Origin of the sequence: Bariatricus sp. SGI.154, assembly GCF_050313795.1 — a bacterium.
Classification (GTDB): Bacteria; Bacillota; Clostridia; order Lachnospirales; family Lachnospiraceae; genus CAMBRQ01.
The window spans coordinates 1-21,260 of record NZ_JBNPMC010000053.1 but is presented as its reverse complement, the minus strand read 5'-3'; the positions used below and the strand labels follow the sequence as shown (position 1 = coordinate 21,260).

Genomic DNA, 21,260 nt, shown 5'->3' with positions numbered 1-21,260 from the left:
AGGGCAGTATGAGAGTTCATATCCGTAGAAGAGCCGTACAAACCGTTAGTGAAAAAGAGAGCTAAAATCAGGATGAATTCTGTGCTACAAGCACAGAATTCAAGAATGTCTGAGTCGGAAAAATCTTTCAGATTTTTTTCGGTGAATACATTCGGTTCCTGATTTTAGACCTCTTTTGAACTTACGTTTTGTAGGCGATTGGAGTCGGATAAGAACTCCCATACTGCCCCTCTCTGCCGTACACCTTACAAATTACTCTTCAAGAACTAAATTCACATTTATCTTGACATATAGTGTATAATTGTATACAATTATACACATTGAAAGTGTAAGTCACACTTCTTCTTTCAATAGTACCTAAAGGAGAGAGAGTTTATGGAGAATAGAAAAGTATATTTGGATAAGCATACGAATCTATTACAATTAGAGGAACATATGTATCCCCTTGTGGATGTGGATAAGCCGAATGTGTTCCGTAATCTGTTTCGGTATGATGAGGTTCCGAAGATAGCGTTTAATGATCGTATTGTTCCGCACAGTATGCCGGATGAGATTTGGATTACAGATACTACATTTCGTGATGGACAGCAGTCGCGTGCACCGTATAGCACGGAGCAGATAGTTACGCTTTATGACTATTTTCACAGATTAGGCGGTCCGAATGGAAAGATTCGGCAGTGTGAATTTTTCTTGTACAGCAAGAAGGATAGAGACGCTGTCTATAAATGTATGGAGAAAGGATATCAGTTTCCTGAGGTGACCAGTTGGATTCGGGCAAGTAAGAAGGACTTTGAATTGGTGAAAGAAATCGGAATGAAGGAAACGGGAATCCTGGTAAGCTGCTCTGACTATCATATTTTTTATAAATTAAAGATGACGAGAAGGGAATGTATGAACCATTATCTGTCTGTAGTGCGTGAGTGTTTGGAGACGGGTGTAAGTCCAAGATGCCATCTGGAAGATATTACAAGATCAGATATCTATGGTTTCGTAATTCCGTTCTGTCTGGAACTGATGAAATTAATGGATGAATACCAGATACCGGTTAAGATCCGTGTCTGTGATACGATGGGATATGGCGTGAATTATCCGGGTGCGGTGATTCCAAGATCTATTCCGGGTATCATCTATGGACTTCGTGTACATGCGGGAGTACCAAGTGAATTGATTGAGTTCCACGGGCATAATGATTTCTACAAAGCAGTCAGCAATTCTACAACAGCATGGCTCTATGGAGCAAGTGGAGTGAACTGCTCGCTCTTTGGAATCGGAGAGAGAACCGGTAATACACCGTTGGAGGCAATGGTATTCGAGTATGCACAATTACGGGGAACCCTGGATGGAATGGATACTACCGTAATTACGGAACTGGCGGACTATTATGAGAAAGAGATTGGATATAAGGTGCCGTCCAGAACACCGTTCGTTGGTAAGAATTTTAATGTTACGAGAGCAGGAATCCACGCAGATGGTTTGTTAAAGAATGAAGAGATCTATAATATATTTGATACGGATAAGTTTCTGAAACGTCCGCCGCTTGTGGCAGTTTCCAATACCTCGGGACTTGCAGGAATTGCACATTGGATTAATACGTATTTCCATTTACCAGAGGAGAAACAAGTGGATAAGAACACTGAACTGGTAGCAATGGTGAAAGCTTGGGTTGACAAAGAGTATGAGGAAGGACGAGTAACTGTTCTGACAGATGAAGAATTGCTTGCTGTGATTGACGATGCAAGCAAAAGATTAGGCATCGCCCTTATATAATATTTGTCAGAGAAATTACATATGGGTAGCAATGAATTACTTGAAAGAAAGACAGCATGCCTGTCTTTGGAGGGGAAAATGGAAGAATATCATGATCATTCCCTAAGGGGAAAGGTATTTCGAAAATTGCGGGAAGATATTCTCGCGGGTGTTTATAAAGATCACGATGAATTGAGAGAGATTACAATTGGGGAAGAATTAGGAGTCAGCAGGACTCCGGTAAGAGAGGCATTACGTCAATTGGAACTAGAAGGTCTGGTGACGATCATTCCGAATAAAGGGGCTTACGTCACAGGAATCAGCCAAAAGGATGTCCATGATATCTATAAGATAAGGTCTATGCTGGAAGGTTTATGCGCCAGATGGGCAACGGAGAATATCTCAGATGAACAGATTGAAAAACTGGAAGAGATCGTGCTGCTGTCAGAATTCCACCTTCGAAAAAAAGGCGAAGGAAAAGCAGCACAGGTATCGGAACTTGACGGAAGATTCCACAAAGTCTTGTATGAAGCGTCTGATAGTCGTATACTAGAACATGTATTATCTGATTTTCATAAATATGTGAAGATGGCGCGTACTTTGTCTGTAGGGGCAAAAGACAGGGCAGAAAAGTCGATTGAGGAACACAGAGGAATCTTGGATGCCATTAAGCAAAAAGACGCAGATCGGGCAGAGAAACTCGCCAACAGACATATAATGAACGTAATGGAGAACCTGCATATCATGGAATAGATGCATATTTTCACTTAGGCGGACAGCCAAGAAACAGGAGGAGATTAGACATGGCAAAGATTAAGATGACAACACCAATTGTAGAGATGGATGGAGATGAGATGACAAGAATTCTCTGGAAGATGATTAAAGAGAATCTTCTGGAGCCATTCATCGAACTGAATACGGAATATTATGATCTGGGACTTGAACACAGGAATGCGACCAATGACCAGGTAACCATTGATTCCGCAAATGCAACGAAGAAATATAAAGTTGCGGTAAAATGTGCAACCATCACACCGAATGCCGCACGTATGACAGAATATGATCTGAAAGAGATGTGGAAGAGTCCGAATGGAACTATTCGTGCAATCTTAGATGGGACGGTATTCCGTGCGCCGATCGTGGTAAAGGGAATCGAGCCTTGTGTGAAGAACTGGAAGAAACCTATTACGATTGCAAGACATGCTTACGGTGATGTGTATAAAGGTTCTGAGATGAAGATTCCGGGAGCAGGCAAAGTAGAACTTGTGTATACCGCAGAAGACGGATCAGAGACAAGAGAACTGGTACATAATTTTGACGATGCAGGAATTGTACAGGGAATGCATAATATCAATGCGTCTATTGAAAGTTTTGCAAGAAGTTGTTTCAATTATGCTTTGGATACCAAGCAGGACCTGTGGTTCGCAACTAAAGATACAATCTCTAAGAAGTATGACCATACCTTCAAAGATATTTTCCAGGAGATATTCGATGCGGATTATAAAGAGAAGTTCGAAGAAGCGGGAATTACTTATTTTTATACCTTGATTGATGACGCGGTAGCCCGTGTTATGAAGTCTGAGGGAGGGTATATCTGGGCATGTAAGAATTACGACGGCGATGTTATGAGTGATATGGTATCCTCAGCATTCGGTTCACTGGCTATGATGACTTCTGTGCTGGTATCTCCGGATGGATATTATGAGTACGAGGCAGCACACGGAACTGTACAGCGTCATTACTATAAACATTTGCAGGGAGAAGAGACATCCACCAACTCAGTAGCAACTATCTTCGCATGGACAGGCGCTTTGAGAAAACGTGGTGAATTAGACGGCAATACTGAATTAATGGCATTCGCAGATAAACTAGAAAAGGCAACAATTGACACGATTGAGGAAGGCAAGATGACGAAGGATCTGGCGTTGATTACCACGATGGAGAATCCGACAGTGCTGAACAGCGAAGACTTTATTAAAGCAATCGCAGAAAAATTGTGATTATTTTAACAGGGGACGTAGTAAACTGCATTTTTACTACGTCCCAAACTGCGTTTTAGGGTGTACCCAAATGGAAAATGTCCTGTACCCATCAGACAAATTGTGCTATACTTTTTTTCTGGGAGGAGATTGATACTATGAAAAGTAATTGTGAATCCTGTGCTCATTATGAATATGATGAGGACTATGAATGTTACACTTGCCAGATGAATTTGGATGAGGATGAATTATATAAGTTCGTAACCAATACATACCACGACTGTCCCTATTATAGTTACGGGGATGAGTATGCAATCGTAAGACATCAGATGTAGATACAATAAGAAATGGGGGCGTATACAAGATGAATATACTGATGATCAATGGTACTATGCGGAAGGGATCGAGTTACCATATTGGCAAGATGCTGATTGAGAAGATAGCCAAGAAAGAAGATCAGATTAGTGAGTTATTTCTGCCAAAGGATATGCCGGAATTCTGCCGTGGATGTGCAGTTTGCATTAAGGACAGCGAAAAAAAATGCTTAGATTATCTGATGTATATGAAACGGATCACCAAAATGATTGACGAAGCGGATCTGCTTGTATTCACTTCACCTGTTCATGTCATGCACGTAACAGGTGCATTAAAAGCTCTATTAGATCATTACGGCTATCGTTTTATGGTACACAGGCCAGAAGAATCTATGTTCCGCAAGCAGGCAGTCTGCATTACGACAGCAGCGGGGGGCGGCATGAAGTCAACACTTAAGGATATCAAAGACAGCCTGTTTTTCTGGGGCATCGCAAAAATTTATACATATGGAGTTGCGGTAGCGGCTACTTCATGGGAAGAGGTTGAAAAGGCTAAGAAAGATAAGATTGAACTGGAAATTGATAAAATCGTTCTTAAGTTAAAACGTGATACTGAAAAGGTAAAACCTGGGATTAAGACGAAGATATTATTCTATATTATGCGAAGCATGCATAAGAAAGGGATGAATCCTGTCGATCAGGAGTATTGGAAAGAGAAGGGGTGGCTTGAGAAAGAGCGGCCTTGGGGGAAGAAAGAGGGAATTTAATGGAGAAAGTGGAGTGGCGGAAGTGTACGGTGCAAGAGCAGGGAAGTTGTGGGCCGGAAAAAAACTTCTGTTTACTTCATGAATATTAATTCGTTCCACTCCCAATCTGTTATCCATCCGATACCCTTCCATCACATCTCCGCCAGGAATCCTCCCTGTTCGTGAAGAGTCATACATAAGAATGTCAGGCAGAGAGGGGCAGTATGGGCGTTCATATCCGTAGAAGAGCCGTACAATCCGTTGGTAAAAAAGAGGTCTGAAATCAGGATGAATTCTGTGCCACAAGCACAGAATTCAAGAATGTCTGAGTCGGAAAAATCTTTCAGATTTTCTCCGACGATTACATTCGATTCCTGATTCCAGACCTCTTTTGAACTTACGGTTTGTAGGCGATTGGAGTCGGATAAGAACGCCCATACTGCCCCTCTCTGCCGTACATCTTACAAATTACTCTTCAAGAACAAAATTCCATCTACTCCGCCAATTCCTCCCACTTCACATACAATTCTTCCAATTCTTCAGCAATCGCCGCCTTCTCTTTTGCCAGTTCCTGGCATTTTACAGAATTTGTGAAGATTTCTTCGAGCATCATCATCTCATCAATCTCGCCATCCCGCTCTTCAAGATGCGTAATCCGTTCTTCCGTTTTCTTAAGATTGTTTTGGCGTTTCCGTTCTCTTGCCTGGGCTTCCTTTTGTTCCTGCCAGCTGAGTTTGGATTCGGATACGTTTTCTGACTGGGAAGCAGAAGTGCCAGAGCCGGCATGATTACCACCCGCATATGCTGCAGTCAGTTCTTCTTTCTTCTCCAGATAATAATCGTAATTACCAATATAATTCACGAAAGTCTGATTCACCAGATCCAGAATCCTGGATGCAGTCTGGTTGATAAAATAACGGTCGTGAGATACATAAAGAACGGTTCCCGTATAATCATTCAATGCTTTTTCCAGAATCTCTTTGGATGAGATGTCCAGATGGTTGGTCGGTTCATCCAGGATCAGGAAATTTGCTTTAGAAAGCATTAGTTTGGCAAGGGATACACGGCCACGTTCTCCACCGCTTAAGTCACCAATACGCTTGAATACATCATCACCAGTGAACAAAAAGGCAGCCAGCATATTACGGATCTTCGTATTCGTAAGATCCGGGTAGTCATCGGAGATCTCGTCGAAGATGGTCTTTTCCATATGAAGTACATGGTGCTCCTGATCGTAATAGCCAATCTCTACATTCGTACCCAGCGTAAATGTCCCTGTATCTGCAGGAATTACCTGATTCAGAATCTTAAGAAGCGTGGTCTTCCCCGTCCCATTGTCTCCGATAATAGCAACATGTTCTCCGCGCTTGATATCCAGATTCACATCCTGGAATAAAGTCTGGTTCGGGAACGATTTGCCAAGATGTTCGATATGCAGTACGTCATTACCGCTGATGCAGGAAGGCTCTAATGTTAGATGAATCTCGGTATTCATCTCCACAGGTTTTTCCACAGGCTTGATCTTTTCAAGCATCTTTTCGCGGCTCTCTGCCCGCCTGATTGATTTTTCGCGGTTAAAGGAACGGAGTTTTTCAATGACCGCTTCCTGATGCTTGATTTCCTGCTGCTGGTTTAAATATTCTTTTAACTGGGCATCCCGGATCTGACGCTTTTTCTCAGCATAATCGGTATAGTTGCCCATGTATGTCATAAGTTTGCCCAATTCAATCTCCAGAACCTTGGTGACCACTCGGTTCAGGAAATATCGGTCATGGGACACGATTAAGACAGCACCTGGATAATTCAAAAGATAAGTCTCAAGCCATGCGATGGAATTAAGATCCAAGTGGTTGGTAGGCTCGTCTAGGAGTAGTATATCCGGCTTGGTAAGCAGTAGTTTGCCAAGGGATACCCGAGTCTTCTGCCCGCCGGAAAGCGTGTCCACAGGCTTGGAAAAATCTGTATCATCAAAGCCAAGACCTTTTAAGACTCCAGTAATCTCGCTTTCATAAGCATAGCCATTCTCACGCTCGAATGCCGCTGTCAGACGATTGTAGGTCTCCAGTCTGGATGCTAAGGCTTCGCCTTCCAGATGTTTTAATTCTAACTCGATTGAGCGGATCTGCTTCTCCATTGCGATAATATCTGCTTTGGCAAGTTTGACTTCTTCGTATATGGTACTTCCGCTCTGCATTTCCTGATGTTGGGCAAGATATCCGAGTGTCTTGCCTTTGGTAAGGATAACTTCTCCGCCGTCCGAGGGAAGTTCGCCTACGATCATCTTGAAAAGAGTAGACTTTCCTGCACCGTTAGGTCCTACAAGAGCTGCCTTCTCATGATCTTCTATATGAAAGGAGCCATCGGCTACGATTACCTTTTCACCGAAGGCTTTGCTGATTCCGTGACATGCTAATATCATAATATCCTCCTTCTTCGTTCGTTTTAATTATAGCGAAAATAGAACAAAATACAACTAAAAGTTTGACTTTAATCCGACAATTCTATATAATAATTCTTAGAATGGAGATGGAAGGTGAGATTAGTGGAAGAAAGAGAGATTTCTCAAGCGGTGATTCGAAGGTTACCAAGATATTATAGATATCTGGGTGAGTTATTGGAGAATGGGGTAGAGCGTATTTCCTCCAATGATTTGAGCAAGCGGATGAAGGTAACAGCATCACAGATTCGTCAGGATCTTAACAATTTTGGCGGATTTGGACAGCAGGGTTATGGGTATAACGTAAAGTATTTATACACAGAGATCGGCAAGATTCTAGGATTGGAAGAAGACCATAATATTATTATTATCGGAGCCGGTAATCTGGGACAGGCACTTGCCAATTATGCGGCATTTGAAAAGAGAGGATTTATTCTGAAGGGTATCTTTGATGTGAACCCGAGATTACAGGGAGTTGCAATCAGAGGTGTACCGATTCGTATGATGGATGAGTTAAAGGGATTCGTTCAGAGTAACGATGTAGAGATTGCTGTTCTTACGATTCCGAAGGACAAGGCAGTAGAAGTGGCGAATATGTTGGTTGAGAATGGCGTTCGTGCGATCTGGAATTTTGCACATACAGATCTGAATCTGCCGGAGCATATTATTGTTGAGAACGTACATTTATCAGAGAGTCTTATGCAGTTGTCTTATAACATCAGCCGCTATAACGAAGAACACAAAAAATAATAAGAACAAAGACGTGTAATGACCGGAATCTATTATATGCCCGGGCTTTACACGTCCTTTTATGTTATGATATATCAATAAAGAATTACCGATGGTAGAATCTATCAGGGTGAGAATGATATTTTTAATGATGGAAGTGAAAAGATGAGATATTTGGTAAATGGTCTCCAGATGAAACAGGCGGATCAGTATACAATTCAGGAGTTAGGCATCCCGTCAATGGAATTAATGGAGAGAGCCGCATTAAGATGTGTAGAGGTAATGGAAGAGGAAAAACTGGATCTATCAAGTCCCTGTATTGTATGCGGTTCCGGGAACAATGGTGGTGATGGGTTCGCGATTGCCAGGCTACTGGCGGGAAGAAATCATCCTGCGAAAGTGTGTTTTGTAGGAGATGTATCACACTGTACGGATGAGACAAGAAGTCAGATGCATATGCTAAGAGAAATTGGTGTAGAGATATGCAACGAATTCGAGGATGGTGAATATAGTATCATAATAGATGCAATCTTCGGAGTGGGATTAAGCCGCGAGATTCAGGGAAGATATTTTCAGATTATCCAGCGGATGAACGAAACTTCCGGAATCAAATTCGCTGTCGATATGCCGTCCGGGATATCCTCCGATCAGAGTAATATCTTAGGGATTGCATTCAAAGCAGATATTACCGTGACCTTTCAGGCAGAAAAACTAGGGCTTGCGTTCTATCCCGGAAAGGAGTATGCTGGCAGAGTAATCATAGCAGATATTGGAATCAGCATGGAAAAGACTTCCGTAGATAAGCAAGCGGCATATACGCTGGAGAGGGAGGAATACCAGAGGATACTTCCGATAAGAAAAGCTGACTCGAATAAAGGCACCTATGGAAGGCTTCTGATCATTGCAGGCAGTAAAGGAATGTCCGGTGCTGCCTATCTCAATGCTAAAGCAGCATATATGACCGGCGCAGGGCTGGTACGGATCTATACTCCGGAAGAGAATCGCATGATTCTGCAGCAGCAGCTTCCGGAGGCTATCGTGACTGCCTACGATCATTACGATAAGGAAGAATTATTAGGACTTTTAGATTGGGCAGATATCATCTGTATAGGATCAGGGCTTGGGCTTAGCGAACAGTCTGAAAAGATATTGAGGATAACGCTTACACACGCGGAGGTTCCGTGTCTGATCGACGCAGATGGATTGAATCTGCTGGCAAAGCATAGAGAATATATAGACAGCATTAAGACAGATATCATTATTACGCCTCATATGAAAGAGATGTCCAGGCTTGTTTCATTAAGCGTGGAGGAATTGAAGAGGGGCAGGATGGAGATTCTGGAGGAATATGTAAAGCAGTATCATTGGACTTGTGTGCTTAAGGATTCCAGAACTGTAGTTGCATCCCTGGATTCTCATCCTTATGTGAATCTGTCAGGCAATGCGGCGATGGCGAAGGCAGGCTCCGGTGATGTGTTGGCAGGTGTCATTGCGGCATTGATGGCACAGGGACTTGGGTGTCACGATGCAGCAGTTCTGGGAACATATCTGCATGGGAGGGCAGGCGATTACGCGAGGGCAGCCAAAGGCAGTTATAGCGTGCTTGCCAGAGATCTGATAGAATACTTAAGTGACGCATTGAAAGAAATAGAGACAACAGGAGGATCACAATGAAGCAATATACAAGAATCTGTGCAAGAATTGATCTGGATGCAATCGAATATAACGTTGAGATGATGAAGAAGAATATGGAAGACGGGACGAAGATGCTGGCAGTCATCAAATCAGATGGTTATGGGCATGGAGCGATGCAGGTTGCCAGATTTTTATTGCCGAAGGAATATATATGGGGATATGCGATTGCAACTTTGGATTACGCGGTTGTAATGAAGCGCCAGGGGATTACGAAACCGATCCTGGTGTTGGGATGCATCTTCCCGGGACAATATCAGGATATGCTGGATTATGAGATTCGTATGACGGTATATACGACAGAGATGGCAAAAGAAGTCTCTGATCTGGCGGTAAGCATGGGCAAGAAGGCATATATACACGTTAAGTTGGATACCGGAATGTCAAGACTTGGATTCCCGATCAATGAGGAGAGTGCTGATGAGATCGAAACTATCAGTAAGATGCCGAATCTTGTAATGGAAGGAATGTATACTCATTTTGCCAAGGCAGATGAGGAAGATAAGGCATTTACGAATTATCAGTTGAATCAGTATCTGTGGATGAAGAAAGAACTTAAGGACAGAGGGGTTACTTTCTCTTATTATCATTGTTCTAACAGTGCGGGAATCATTGATGTGAAGGATGCACATCTGGATCTTGTCAGAGCAGGAATTGCAACTTATGGACTCTATCCATCTGAAGAAGTAAAAAAAGACAATGTACCGCTTAGACCGGCGATGGAATTGATCAGTCATGTGGCTCATGTGAAATGGGTAGAAGAAGGAACGCCTGTCAGTTATGGCGGAACCTATGTTACGGATAAGAAGACCAGGATCGCAACCGTACCTATCGGGTATGGGGATGGCTATCCAAGGAGTCTGTCCAATAAAGGATATGTGCTGATTCATGGGAAGCGTGCAAATGTCATCGGTCGTGTATGCATGGATCAGATGATGGTCGATGTCACCGATATCGACGATGTGAAGTTCGGAGATAAGGTTACACTGGTAGGTACAGACGGAGATGAGAATCTTCCGGTAGAGGTGCTAAGCGAATTATCTGGACGATTCAATTATGAATTCGTCTGTGCTCTCGGAAAGAGGATTCCAAGGGAATATATCCGTCACGGCAAGGTGGTCGAACAGGTAGATTATTTCGTATAAGTAGGGAACATTTTTGAAACTCTATAGAATACATCCGAAAAAGATGGAAATACTTATCTTATCTTAAGAAAATCGGAGTGTGAATAGAGTGCAGGTAAGACGTGGAGATATATTTTACGCAGACTTAAGCCCGGTTGTGGGCTCTGAACAGGGCGGAATCCGTCCGGTACTGATTATACAGAACGATGTGGGCAACAGGCATAGTCCGACAGTCATCTGTGCAGCTATAACATCACGGATGAATAAAGCAAAATTGCCAACCCATGTTGAGATAGATGCGAGAAGATATCAGATTGTCAAGAATTCAGTCATATTATTAGAACAGATTAGAACCATAGACAAACAGCGGCTGAAGGATCTGGTATGCCATCTGGATAAAGAGATAATGAACAAAGTAGATGAGGCTTTAAAGGTTAGTTTCGAGCTTCATACATAGCAAAGGAGTATGAATTGAGAGATTATGGAAGAAGGTAGTATATTCCAAAGAATGAAGAGTCTGTTCCAGTCGGACGATGAGATGGATGAGGGAATGCAAAAAGAAGCGGCAGACTTGGTCCATAACATCATCCGCTATATGGACAAAGACGCAAAAGATATTATGACACACCGAAAACATATTGTAGCAATTGACGGTGACGAACCATTAGAAGATGCATTAAGATTCATGCTGGATGAGAATTTTTCAAGGTTTCCTGTCTATAAGGAGGGGATTGATGAGATCATCGGAATCCTGCACCTAAGAGATGCAATGACAGCCTATCTGAATACCGGACTCCGGAAAGTCCCGGTAAAAGAATTGAAGGATTACATAAGACCGGCTTCGTTTATTCCGGAGACCAAGCGTATTGACAGGCTATTTAAGAAGATGCAGGCAGAGAAGAATCATATCGCAATCGTGCTGGACGAGTACGGGCAAACATCGGGGCTTGTTGCCATGGAAGATATCCTGGAAGAGATTGTAGGAAATATCCTGGACGAGCATGACGAAGAAGAAGAGCGGATCATCAGGCTTGTAGATGGAAGTTATATGGTCAATGGGATGATAGACTTGGAGGAACTGGAGGAGAAACTTCCAATCACATTCGAAAAAGAGGAGTATGAGACGCTGAATGGATTCCTGATCAGCCAGTTGGAACGGATTCCGGCAGAGGATGAGCAGTGTATTGTTGAGTACGAGGGGTATCGTTTTACGGTTCTTTTGGTCGACAATAACATAATCCAGAGAGTTAAGATTGAAAAACGCTACAAAGAGTGATAAAATATGAAAAGCGTTTTTGAACAAAATGATAAAGATATAAAGAGAGGTATGAGACATGTCAGGACATTCAAAATTTGCCAATATTAAGCATAAGAAAGAGAAAAATGATGCGGCAAAAGGAAAGATATTCACAAAGATTGGAAAAGAACTTGCAGTAGCAGTTAAAGAGGGCGGAAGTGCTGACCCGGCTAACAACAGCCGTCTGCGTGACGTTATTGCGAAAGCGAAAGCGAACAATATGCCGAATGATACAATCGACCGTAACATTAAGCGTGCAGACAGTGACGCCAATGCAGCGAATTATGAACATATTACATATGAGGGATATGGTCCGAATGGTACAGCAATCATCGTTGAGACACTTACCGATAATAAGAATCGTACAGCATCCAACGTAAAGAATGCATTTACCAAGGGAAATGGTAACGTAGGTACGCCAGGATGTGTGTCTTTCATGTTCGATAAAAAAGGACAGATCGTAGTTGATAAGGAAGAGTATGAGGGAGATCCGGACGAACTGATGATGATGGCATTAGATGCCGGTGCAGAAGATTTTGTAGAAGAAGAGGATAGTTTTGAGATTCTTACTGATCCGGATGACTTCAGTGCAGTTCGTGTTGCTATGGAAGAAGCGGGTATCCCGATGGCTGCTGCAGAAGTAACCATGATTCCGCAGACTTATGTAGAACTTACAGATCCGAAGGATATTGCAAGCATCCAGAAGACTCTGGATATGCTGGACGATGACGATGATGTTCAGGATGTATATCACAATTGGGATGAATAATAAGTGAATCCTTACGAGCGGAGGAAGATGGATGGAGGACACCAGAAAAGAATTAGAAGCACTTTTTGATGAGATGCTGGGAAATATCAAGTATTTTAAAAAGAAGTCTTACCAGTCGGTTTTTGAGAAAAGTTATGAAAAATACAGTAGATTGTTTGAAAATTTGCAGTCTTATTGTGAAGAACTGGCAGAACAGAAGGATCGGGATGAAGTGATCAGAGATACGGCATCCGTGATACCGGACTATGCAATCCGGAAACTTAAAGATATTCCAAAACATAAAAAAGCAACGCTCTCGATCGATTATAATATGACGATGGCAGTATATATTATTCCGATGTTTACTTATCAGGGACTTCCTGAGAACGAAAGAATTGCAAAACAGATGGTAAAACTTTGGAATGAAAAGAAGGTTACAGGCAACAATATTCAGATGTCTACTTACGAGAAGATTGAAGGTGGATTCAAGAATAGGCTCTGCTATATTACTACAGCCGTATGTGACAGCCAGAATAAACCAGATGACTGCTATGAACTGACAGCACTACGAAACTATCGGGATCAGTATCTTATGAAAACCGAAGAAGGCAGACAGATGGTAGAAGAATACTATGATATTGCGCCGGGTATCGTCCTTGCCATTGACATGCAGCAGGATTCAAAGAGAATCTATGAAGGAATCTATAAAGAATACCTGATGCCGTGTATCCGTTATGCCGAAGACGGAAGGAATGAAGAATGTAAAGAATTGTATATGGATATGGTATATAATTTACAGAAAAAATATTTAGATTCATAGGGAGGACATATATGAGCGATTATAAGATTGAAACCAAATGCATCCAGTCCGGCTATCAGCCAGGCAATGGAGATCCACGTGTGCTGCCGATCTATCAGAGCACAACTTTCAAGTATAGTTCCAGCGAGCAGATGGGAAGACTGTTCGATCTGGAAGAATCCGGATACTTCTACACACGTCTTCAGAATCCGACGAATGACGCTGTGGCGGCTAAAATCTGTGATCTGGAAGGCGGTGTAGCAGCAATGCTTACATCTTCCGGTCAGGCAGCAAGTTTTTATGCTATTATGAACATTGCGGAAGCGGGGGATCATATTGTATGTGCTTCTGCGGTTTATGGCGGTACATATAACTTGTATGCCCATACGATCAGGAAGATGGGGGTAGAGGCTACTTTCGTTGATCCGGATTGTACAGAGGAAGAACTGAATGCTGCATTTAAGGAGAATACCAAAGCAGTATTCGGTGAGAGTATTGCGAATCCGGCACTGGTAGTACTGGATTTTGAAAAATTCGCCAAGGCTGCACATGCACATGGAGTTCCATTTATCGTAGATAATACATTCGCAACACCGATCAACTGTCGACCGTTTGAATGGGGTGCTGATATCGTTACTCACTCTACGACCAAGTACATGGATGGTCATGCATCTTGCGTCGGAGGCGCTATCGTTGACAGCGGCAATTTCGATTGGGAAGCATATGCGGATAAGTTCCCGGGACTTACGACACCGGATGAGACCTATCATGGAATCGTATATACACAGAAGTTCGGAAAAGGCGCATATATCACCAAGGCTACGGCGCAGTTGATGAGAGACTTAGGCTCTATTCAGGCTCCGCAGAATGCATTTCTTCTGAATATCGGTCTTGAGACATTACATCTTCGTATGCAGAGACACTGTGAGAATGCGATGAAAGCAGCAACCTATCTTCAGAATCATGAGAAAGTTGCCTGGGTTAGTTGTCCATCACTTCCGGGAGACAAGTACTATGATCTTGCTAAGAAATATATGCCAAATGGCACATGCGGCGTCATTACCTTCGGTCTGAAGGGCGGAAGAGAAGCGGCCGTACGCATGATGGATGCGCTTAAGATGATTGCAATTGTGACACATGTAGCAGATGCAAGAAGTTGTGTGCTTCATCCTGCAAGCCATACCCACCGTCAGATGAACGATCAGGAACTTCTTGAGGCAGGTGTACAGCCGGATCTGATTCGTTTCAGCGTAGGTATTGAGAATATAGAAGATATTATTGCGGACCTTGAACAGGCTCTTCGCGAGGTATAAAATTCTTCAAACACCCCCATACTAAGTAAAAAAGTATGGAGGTGTTTTTCTATGGCGAATGCAGAACGAGAAGAGCAGAAGAACGAACAGATTAAGGAAATGGGGAGTGTAGATCTGGAGGGAAATCAAAGCCGCCACCGGATTAAATTACTGACCATTATCGGAGAGATCGAAGGGCATGAAGCAGTTGCAGGCAATGCAAAATCAACGAAATATGAGCATCTTCTGCCACTGCTTGCAGAAGTGGAGGACAGCGATGAGATTGAAGGGCTTCTGATTCTGCTTAACACGCTTGGAGGAGATGTAGAAGCGGGTTTGTCCATAGCAGAGATGATTGCGTCATTAAGCAAGCCTACTGTATCGCTGGTGCTTGGCGGTAGTCATTCTATCGGAGGACCTCTGGCGGTATCGGCCAAGTATTCCTTTATTGTGCCAAGTGGCACTATGATCATCCATCCGGTCCGTTCTAATGGCATGTTTATCGGTGTGACGCAGAGCCTGCGCAATATGATTCGGACTCAGGATCGGATCACTCGTTTCCTTGCAGATCATTCTCGTATCACACAGAACCGGATAGAAGAATTAATGCTGAATCCGACGGAGTTAGTGAAGGATGTAGGAACGCTTCTGGAAGGTAAGGATGCAGTGCGTGAAGGACTGATTGACGAAGTGGGCGGTATGAGTGATGCATTGAGTAAATTGCACGAAATGATTGAACAAGAGCGGCAGAAAAAGTGTGAAAATAGGTAATGACAGCCCTTTTTAAAAATGCTATACTTATATATAGTATTGCCAGAATAAGGGGGAAGTAAAATGGCTGCTAAATCTAAGAAAAGAGGGAGTAAGAAGCAGACAGGACAGGCGAAAAAGACAAGCACGAAAAAGACAAATACAAAGCCTGCAGAATCAAGTTTCGTCGGAACTGAGATTGTAATCTGGATTACGCTTGCGGTTAGTATCTTATTGCTGATCAGTAATTTTGGAGTTGGCGGTTTTATCGGGGGAGCAATTGCCGAGTTCTTAGCGGATATCTTTGGCTGGGTTGCATATCTGATTCCGTTCGTTTTATTTGGCACTGTTACTTTTGTGATATCGAACCATGGAAACTGGAATGCATATATGAAAGTGACTACGGGTCTTATCTTTTTGGTACTGGTCTGCACATTTTTACAATTAGTTGATGATAAAGGCGGGAAACTGGGAGATATTCTGGTGAATATTCTTACTCCCGCCATAGGAATAGCGGGTACATATGTGGTAGATATCATTCTGATGATTATCTGTCTGGTGATTATTACAGGTAAGTCCGCATTAAAAGGTGTAAAAAGTCAGAGCGATAAAGCATATGACAAAGCAAAGAAAGACGCTATCAGAAGGCGTGAACAGGCGGAAGAGCGCAGAAAACTGAAAGAAGCGCAGGAAAAAGACGCTTCGCCAAAAGAAGCAAAGTCAAAGCCACTCAGATCACTGAAGAGAAGTGATCAGCATGTAGAGGGAGTATCTTTTGATACGACTCTTGCTAAGAAGTCTCCGAATATGAAGGAATTGAAGGTTGATCCGTTAGAGGCGAAGGAAGAAGTTCCATTTGTAATCAATCGAGGGGAAGAAGCAGTATCAGTAGGAAGTGATATATCGGATGATCCGATGAATGCAGTTTCTGAAAGTCCGATGATGGAAGAGACGATATCAGAAGAATCCGATGCAATTCTTTCGCAGGAGCCAGTGGCTGCGAAACCTGCGAATAGAAGGGGCAAATCAAAAGATGCCAACATTGCAGGGGAAGTTGCAGATGTTGCTGCTACTGTGGAGGCAGCTTCTCAAAAGCCAAAGAAGGCCTATCGAATGCCGCCGATCTCCCTGCTTAAAAGGGGAACCAAAAAAGGCGGGGAGTCCGATGCACAACTTCGAGAAACTGCCATGAAATTGCAGCAGATCCTTCAGAACTTCGGAGTCAATGTTACGGTTACCAATGTAAGTTGTGGACCATCGGTTACCAGATATGAACTTCAGCCGGAGATGGGAGTCAAGGTCAGCAAGATCGTAGGGCTTTCCGATGATATCAAGCTGAATCTGGCAGCTGCGGATATCCGTATCGAAGCGCCAATCCCGGGAAAGGCGGCTGTTGGTATTGAGGTGCCGAACAAAGAGAACTCTTCCGTAATGCTAAGGGATCTTCTGGAGTCTTCGGAATTCAAGAACAGTACTTCTAAGATATCTTTTGCGGTTGGAAAAGATATCGGAGGCAAGACGGTGGTGGCAGATATTGCCAAGATGCCTCATGTGCTGATTGCCGGAGCAACCGGATCAGGAAAATCTGTCTGCATCAATACTCTGATTATGAGTATTCTGTACAAGGCGACGCCGGAAGAAGTGAAGTTGATTATGATTGACCCGAAGGTAGTCGAGTTAAGTGTATACAATGGTATCCCGCATCTGATGATTCCGGTAGTGACAGACCCCAAGAAGGCAGCCGGAGCATTGAACTGGGGCGTAGCAGAGATGGATCGCCGCTATCAGGCATTTGCAGAATACGGTGTCAGGGACATGAAGGGATATAACGAAAAGGTTGCTTCTATGCCGCCTGTAGAGGGTAAGAAACAAGAGCCTCTGCCACAGATTATTATCATCGTAGACGAACTTGCCGACTTGATGATGGTTGCGCCTGGAGATGTGGAACAAGCCATCTGTCGTCTTGCACAACTTGCAAGAGCCGCCGGCATCCATCTGGTACTGGCAACGCAGAGACCGTCGGTCAATGTCATTACAGGACTGATTAAGGCAAACATGCCATCCAGAATTGCTTTCTCTGTATCGTCCGGAGTTGATTCCCGAACGATTATTGATATGAACGGTGCTGAGAAATTACTTGGAAAAGGCGACATGCTTTTCTATCCGGCAGGGTATCAGAAGCCAGCCAGAGTACAGGGCTCCTTTGTCACAGACAAGGAAGTGCAAAGCGTAGTAGATTACCTGAAGGATCAGCATGGGGATATTACATACAATGAAGATGTTGTCAATCAGGTGAATACAAGTTCGATTGGCGGTATGTCGCTGGCGAGCGCACCGGAGGGAGATGAACGCGACGTGCATTTTGTAGAAGCAGGTCGCCTCATTATAGATAAAGACAAGGCATCCATAGGGATGCTGCAGCGTACATTTAAGATTGGATTCAACCGTGCTGCCAGAATTATGGATCAGTTATGCGAGGCTGGGGTAGTTGGACCGGAGGAAGGAACAAAGCCAAGAAAAGTATTGATGTCTCCGGAAGAATTCAATCAGTATGTTGAGGAAAATATTTAAAAAATAAAGGAACTAAAGAAAAATCATAAAAAGAAAGGATTGGAAACCATGAAAACAGATATCCAGATTGCACAGGAAGCACAGATGGCACACATCAGAGATGTAGCCGCAACAGTAGGAATTGAAGAAGATGAATTAGAGTTTTACGGAAAGTATAAAGCAAAACTTTCTGACGATGTATGGGAGAAGATCAAAGACAGACCAGATGGAAAACTGGTGCTGGTAACTGCCATTAATCCGACACCGGCAGGCGAGGGAAAGACAACGACAACAGTAGGATTAGGTCAGGCACTTGCAAAATTGAATAAGAAGGCGATTATCGCACTTCGCGAGCCATCTCTTGGACCTTGTTTTGGAATCAAGGGAGGCGCAGCAGGTGGCGGATATGCTCAGGTTGTACCAATGGAAGATCTGAACCTTCATTTTACCGGAGATTTCCATGCGATTACTTCTGCGAATAACCTTCTTGCGGCGATGTTAGATAATCACATTCAGCAGGGCAACGCGTTACAGATTGATCCAAGACAGGTGGTATGGAAACGATGTCTGGACATGAATGACAGAAACCTTCGTAACATTGTCGTGGGGCTTGGAAGCAAGATGGATGGTATGGTAAGAGAAGATCATTTTGTCATCACGGTTGCATCAGAGATTATGGCAATTCTCTGTCTGGCAGAGGATATTCAGGATTTGAAGCACCGTCTCGGCAAGATTATTGTGGCATATAACTTTAGCGGAGATCCGGTGACGGCAGATGATCTGCAGGCAACAGGCGCTATGACTGCGCTTTTGAAAGATGCGATTAAGCCGAACCTGATTCAGACATTAGAGCATACCCCGGCACTGGTACATGGCGGACCATTTGCGAATATCGCACATGGCTGCAACAGTGTCAGAGCCACAAGAATGGCATTAAAATTAAGTGATATTACGGTAACAGAAGCAGGTTTCGGTGCAGACTTAGGTGCTGAGAAGTTCCTGGATATTAAGTGCCGTAAAGCAGGCTTCAAACCGGATGCAGTTGTTTTGGTTGCAACTGTCCGTGCTTTGAAGTATAATGGTGGGGTTGCAAAGGCTGATCTTGGGAAAGAGAACTTAGATGCTCTGGCAAAAGGAATCGTGAATCTGGAGAAACATATCGAGAATATTCAGAAATACGATATCCCAGTCGTTGTAACATTGAATTCATTCATTACTGATACGGATGCTGAAAATGAATATATCCGCAGATTCTGTGAAGAAAAAGGCTGTGAATTCGCACTATCCGAAGTATGGGAGAAGGGCGGAGAAGGTGGAATTGCTCTGGCAGAAAAAGTATTAGATACATTAGAGAATAAGGAAAGCCATTATCACCCATTATATGAGGACGAGTTATCTCTGAAAGAGAAGATTGAGACCATCTCGAAAGAGATCTATGGAGCAAGTGGCGTAATCTACGAGCCTGCTGCCGAGAAACAATTAGCGAAGATTGAATCTATGGGATTCGGCAACCTCCCGATCTGTATGGCGAAGAACCAATATTCTCTGTCTGATGACGCGAAGAAACTGGGACGTCCGACAGGCTTTGATATTCATATCCGCGAGGTATATGTAAGTGCCGGAGCGGGATTTGTTGTAGCGCTTACAGGTGCGGTAATGACCATGCCGGGACTTCCGAAGGTTCCTGCTGCCAATGGCATTGATGTATCAGAGGATGGAAAGATTACAGGATTATTTTAGGGGGTTCTCTTAAGATGAAATGTAGGTATTGCGGACATGAGATACCAGAAGGAATGTTATATTGCGAAAAATGTGGTGAGGAAGTCCGCATTGTTCCTGACTATAACCCTTTAGATGATATGCTGACCCAGCAGATACGAGGCGCGATCAATGGCGACGACAGTTATGATGATTACCTTGATTATCAGGCTGTAAGTAATACAGATCCAAGAAGAAAGAGCGCCGGACGCAGCACTGGCAGGAATACTGGACGCACTTCCGGTCGTAATGCAGGTCGTACTTACGGTCGTAATACAGGAAATACCACTAGAAGACGCAACACGGATCTTCAGCGAGGGAACACTTCGCGGAATCTGTCAGAACGAGAGAAAAAGCGCAGGCAGGCAGAGCGCAAAAAAGCGCTGCGCCGAAAGAGAAGGAGATGTATACTTCTCATTATGCTGGTATTTCTCCTTGCGGCTGTGGGGATCGGAATAGCAGTCTATCAAATGTCCTATAAAGGAATTGTAGGTAAAGGAAACAAGGCTTTAGAGTCTAAGGAATACAATGCGGCAATCGAATACTTTGAAAAAGCTTCTGATAAGGATAATACTAAGGCAGATGCATATGTCGGCTTATCCAAGGTCTATATTGCCCAGAAGAATCTAAGCAGGGCAGAATCCGTATTCTTGGATGTGATAAAAGAGCAGCCGAAGAATTCGGATGTCTATCAGGCGTGTGTCCAGTTCTATATGGATACGGATCAGAAGGAAGAGATTCCGATGCTTTTGGAAGATGCAGATGACAGCGTAAGAGAAGTATTAGGCGGTTATATCATCGAAGGTCCCGAATTCAGTCTGGATGATACAGAGGTATTCGATGATGTACAGGAATTATCCTTAAGTGCCAAAGACGGCTATACCATATATTATACGGATGATGAAACTGAGCCAAGTATCAACAGTACGAAATATACAGAACCGATTCGGATCGGAGAAGACGAGACTGTGATCAAGGCAATTGCCGTGAATAAGAAAGGTGTTCCAAGTCTTCCAGTGGAGAAGACATATACGGTAGAATTGCCGATTGAAGATGCTCCGGCGGTATCACCATCCACGGGACAGTATGACTCGGCAATGCAGATCGAGATTAAGATTCCGGATGGGTATACGGCATATTATACAATGGATGGAAATGATCCGACGACAGCATCCAAGAAGTACAGTGGACCGATCGATATGCCAAGTGGTGAGACGATCTTTAAGGCGATCCTTGTGAATGGTAAGGGACGTGTAAGCGGGGTAACCACCAGAAGTTATGTATTGGAGACGGAATAGT

The 21,260-nt window shown here is 43.4% G+C and carries 18 protein-coding genes; 17 read left to right on the top strand and 1 reads right to left on the bottom strand.

Annotation, left to right across the window (positions count from 1 at the left end; genetic code table 11):
* Positions 1-375: 375 nt before the first annotated feature.
* From ACQRBN_RS16410 to ACQRBN_RS16390, 5 genes are all read left to right on the top strand, one after another.
* Positions 376-1,767 carry a 2-isopropylmalate synthase gene (locus ACQRBN_RS16410; RefSeq protein ID WP_427740137.1) on the top strand — a complete coding sequence of 464 codons (1,392 nt, stop codon included), beginning with the start codon at positions 376-378 and terminating at the stop codon, positions 1,765-1,767.
* Positions 1,768-1,845: 78 nt separating this feature from the next.
* Positions 1,846-2,499, top strand: coding sequence for a GntR family transcriptional regulator (locus ACQRBN_RS16405; protein ID WP_427740136.1), 654 nt, complete (start codon positions 1,846-1,848; stop codon positions 2,497-2,499).
* 50 nt (positions 2,500-2,549) lie between these two features.
* Positions 2,550-3,746 carry an NADP-dependent isocitrate dehydrogenase gene (locus ACQRBN_RS16400; protein ID WP_427740135.1) on the top strand — a complete coding sequence of 399 codons (1,197 nt, stop codon included), beginning with the start codon at positions 2,550-2,552 and terminating at the stop codon, positions 3,744-3,746.
* Between the two features lie 137 nt (positions 3,747-3,883).
* Positions 3,884-4,060: a DUF6472 family protein gene (locus tag ACQRBN_RS16395; protein WP_427740134.1), complete on the top strand. Its 177-nt coding sequence runs from the start codon at positions 3,884-3,886 to the stop codon at positions 4,058-4,060.
* A 29-nt stretch (positions 4,061-4,089) separates the two neighbouring features.
* A complete protein-coding gene (locus tag ACQRBN_RS16390; protein WP_427740133.1) occupies positions 4,090-4,806 on the top strand; it encodes a flavodoxin family protein in 717 nt (238 codons plus the stop codon).
* Between the two features lie 472 nt (positions 4,807-5,278).
* On the opposite strand, the gene abc-f is transcribed toward ACQRBN_RS16390, so the two are convergent.
* Positions 5,279-7,204 carry a ribosomal protection-like ABC-F family protein gene (gene abc-f / locus ACQRBN_RS16385; RefSeq protein WP_427740132.1) on the bottom strand — a complete coding sequence of 642 codons (1,926 nt, stop codon included), beginning with the start codon at positions 7,202-7,204 and terminating at the stop codon, positions 5,279-5,281.
* A gap of 123 nt (positions 7,205-7,327) precedes the next feature.
* On the opposite strand from abc-f, the gene ACQRBN_RS16380 reads away from it, so the two are divergent.
* The 12 genes from ACQRBN_RS16380 to ACQRBN_RS16325 all read left to right on the top strand — a co-directional run bounded on the left by ACQRBN_RS16380 (position 7,328) and on the right by ACQRBN_RS16325 (position 21,259).
* Complete coding sequence (locus ACQRBN_RS16380) at positions 7,328-7,972, top strand: redox-sensing transcriptional repressor Rex (RefSeq protein ID WP_427740141.1); 645 nt, start codon at positions 7,328-7,330, stop codon at positions 7,970-7,972.
* Between the two features lie 144 nt (positions 7,973-8,116).
* Positions 8,117-9,625 (top strand): NAD(P)H-hydrate dehydratase, encoded by a 1,509-nt coding sequence (locus tag ACQRBN_RS16375; protein ID WP_427740130.1) that lies wholly within the window; start codon positions 8,117-8,119, stop codon positions 9,623-9,625.
* Positions 9,622-10,788 (top strand): alanine racemase, encoded by a 1,167-nt coding sequence (gene alr / locus ACQRBN_RS16370; protein ID WP_427740129.1) that lies wholly within the window; start codon positions 9,622-9,624, stop codon positions 10,786-10,788. The genes ACQRBN_RS16375 and alr overlap by 4 nt, the downstream gene beginning before the upstream one ends.
* 88 nt (positions 10,789-10,876) lie before the next feature.
* Complete coding sequence (locus tag ACQRBN_RS16365; RefSeq protein ID WP_427740139.1) at positions 10,877-11,224, top strand: type II toxin-antitoxin system PemK/MazF family toxin; 348 nt, start codon at positions 10,877-10,879, stop codon at positions 11,222-11,224.
* A gap of 24 nt (positions 11,225-11,248) precedes the next feature.
* Positions 11,249-12,043, top strand: a complete 795-nt coding sequence (locus ACQRBN_RS16360) for a hemolysin family protein (RefSeq protein WP_427740128.1) — start codon at positions 11,249-11,251, stop codon at positions 12,041-12,043.
* A gap of 58 nt (positions 12,044-12,101) precedes the next feature.
* Positions 12,102-12,833: a YebC/PmpR family DNA-binding transcriptional regulator gene (locus ACQRBN_RS16355; RefSeq protein WP_427740127.1), complete on the top strand. Its 732-nt coding sequence runs from the start codon at positions 12,102-12,104 to the stop codon at positions 12,831-12,833.
* 31 nt (positions 12,834-12,864) lie between these two features.
* The gene (locus tag ACQRBN_RS16350) at positions 12,865-13,632 is read left to right on the top strand and encodes a CFI-box-CTERM domain-containing protein (RefSeq protein WP_427740125.1); all 768 of its coding nucleotides are present in this window, start codon (positions 12,865-12,867) and stop codon (positions 13,630-13,632) included.
* Between the two features lie 11 nt (positions 13,633-13,643).
* A complete protein-coding gene (locus ACQRBN_RS16345; RefSeq protein WP_427740124.1) occupies positions 13,644-14,924 on the top strand; it encodes an O-acetylhomoserine aminocarboxypropyltransferase/cysteine synthase family protein in 1,281 nt (426 codons plus the stop codon).
* 51 nt (positions 14,925-14,975) lie between these two features.
* Positions 14,976-15,674, top strand: a complete 699-nt coding sequence (locus ACQRBN_RS16340) for a ClpP family protease (protein ID WP_427740123.1) — start codon at positions 14,976-14,978, stop codon at positions 15,672-15,674.
* Positions 15,675-15,737: 63 nt separating this feature from the next.
* A complete protein-coding gene (locus ACQRBN_RS16335) occupies positions 15,738-18,224 on the top strand; it encodes a DNA translocase FtsK 4TM domain-containing protein (protein WP_427740122.1) in 2,487 nt (828 codons plus the stop codon).
* Positions 18,225-18,272: 48 nt separating this feature from the next.
* The gene (locus ACQRBN_RS16330; RefSeq protein WP_427740121.1) at positions 18,273-19,943 is read left to right on the top strand and encodes a formate--tetrahydrofolate ligase; all 1,671 of its coding nucleotides are present in this window, start codon (positions 18,273-18,275) and stop codon (positions 19,941-19,943) included.
* A 14-nt stretch (positions 19,944-19,957) separates the two neighbouring features.
* Positions 19,958-21,259 (top strand): chitobiase/beta-hexosaminidase C-terminal domain-containing protein, encoded by a 1,302-nt coding sequence (locus ACQRBN_RS16325; RefSeq protein WP_427740120.1) that lies wholly within the window; start codon positions 19,958-19,960, stop codon positions 21,257-21,259.
* Position 21,260 lies beyond the last annotated feature (1 nt).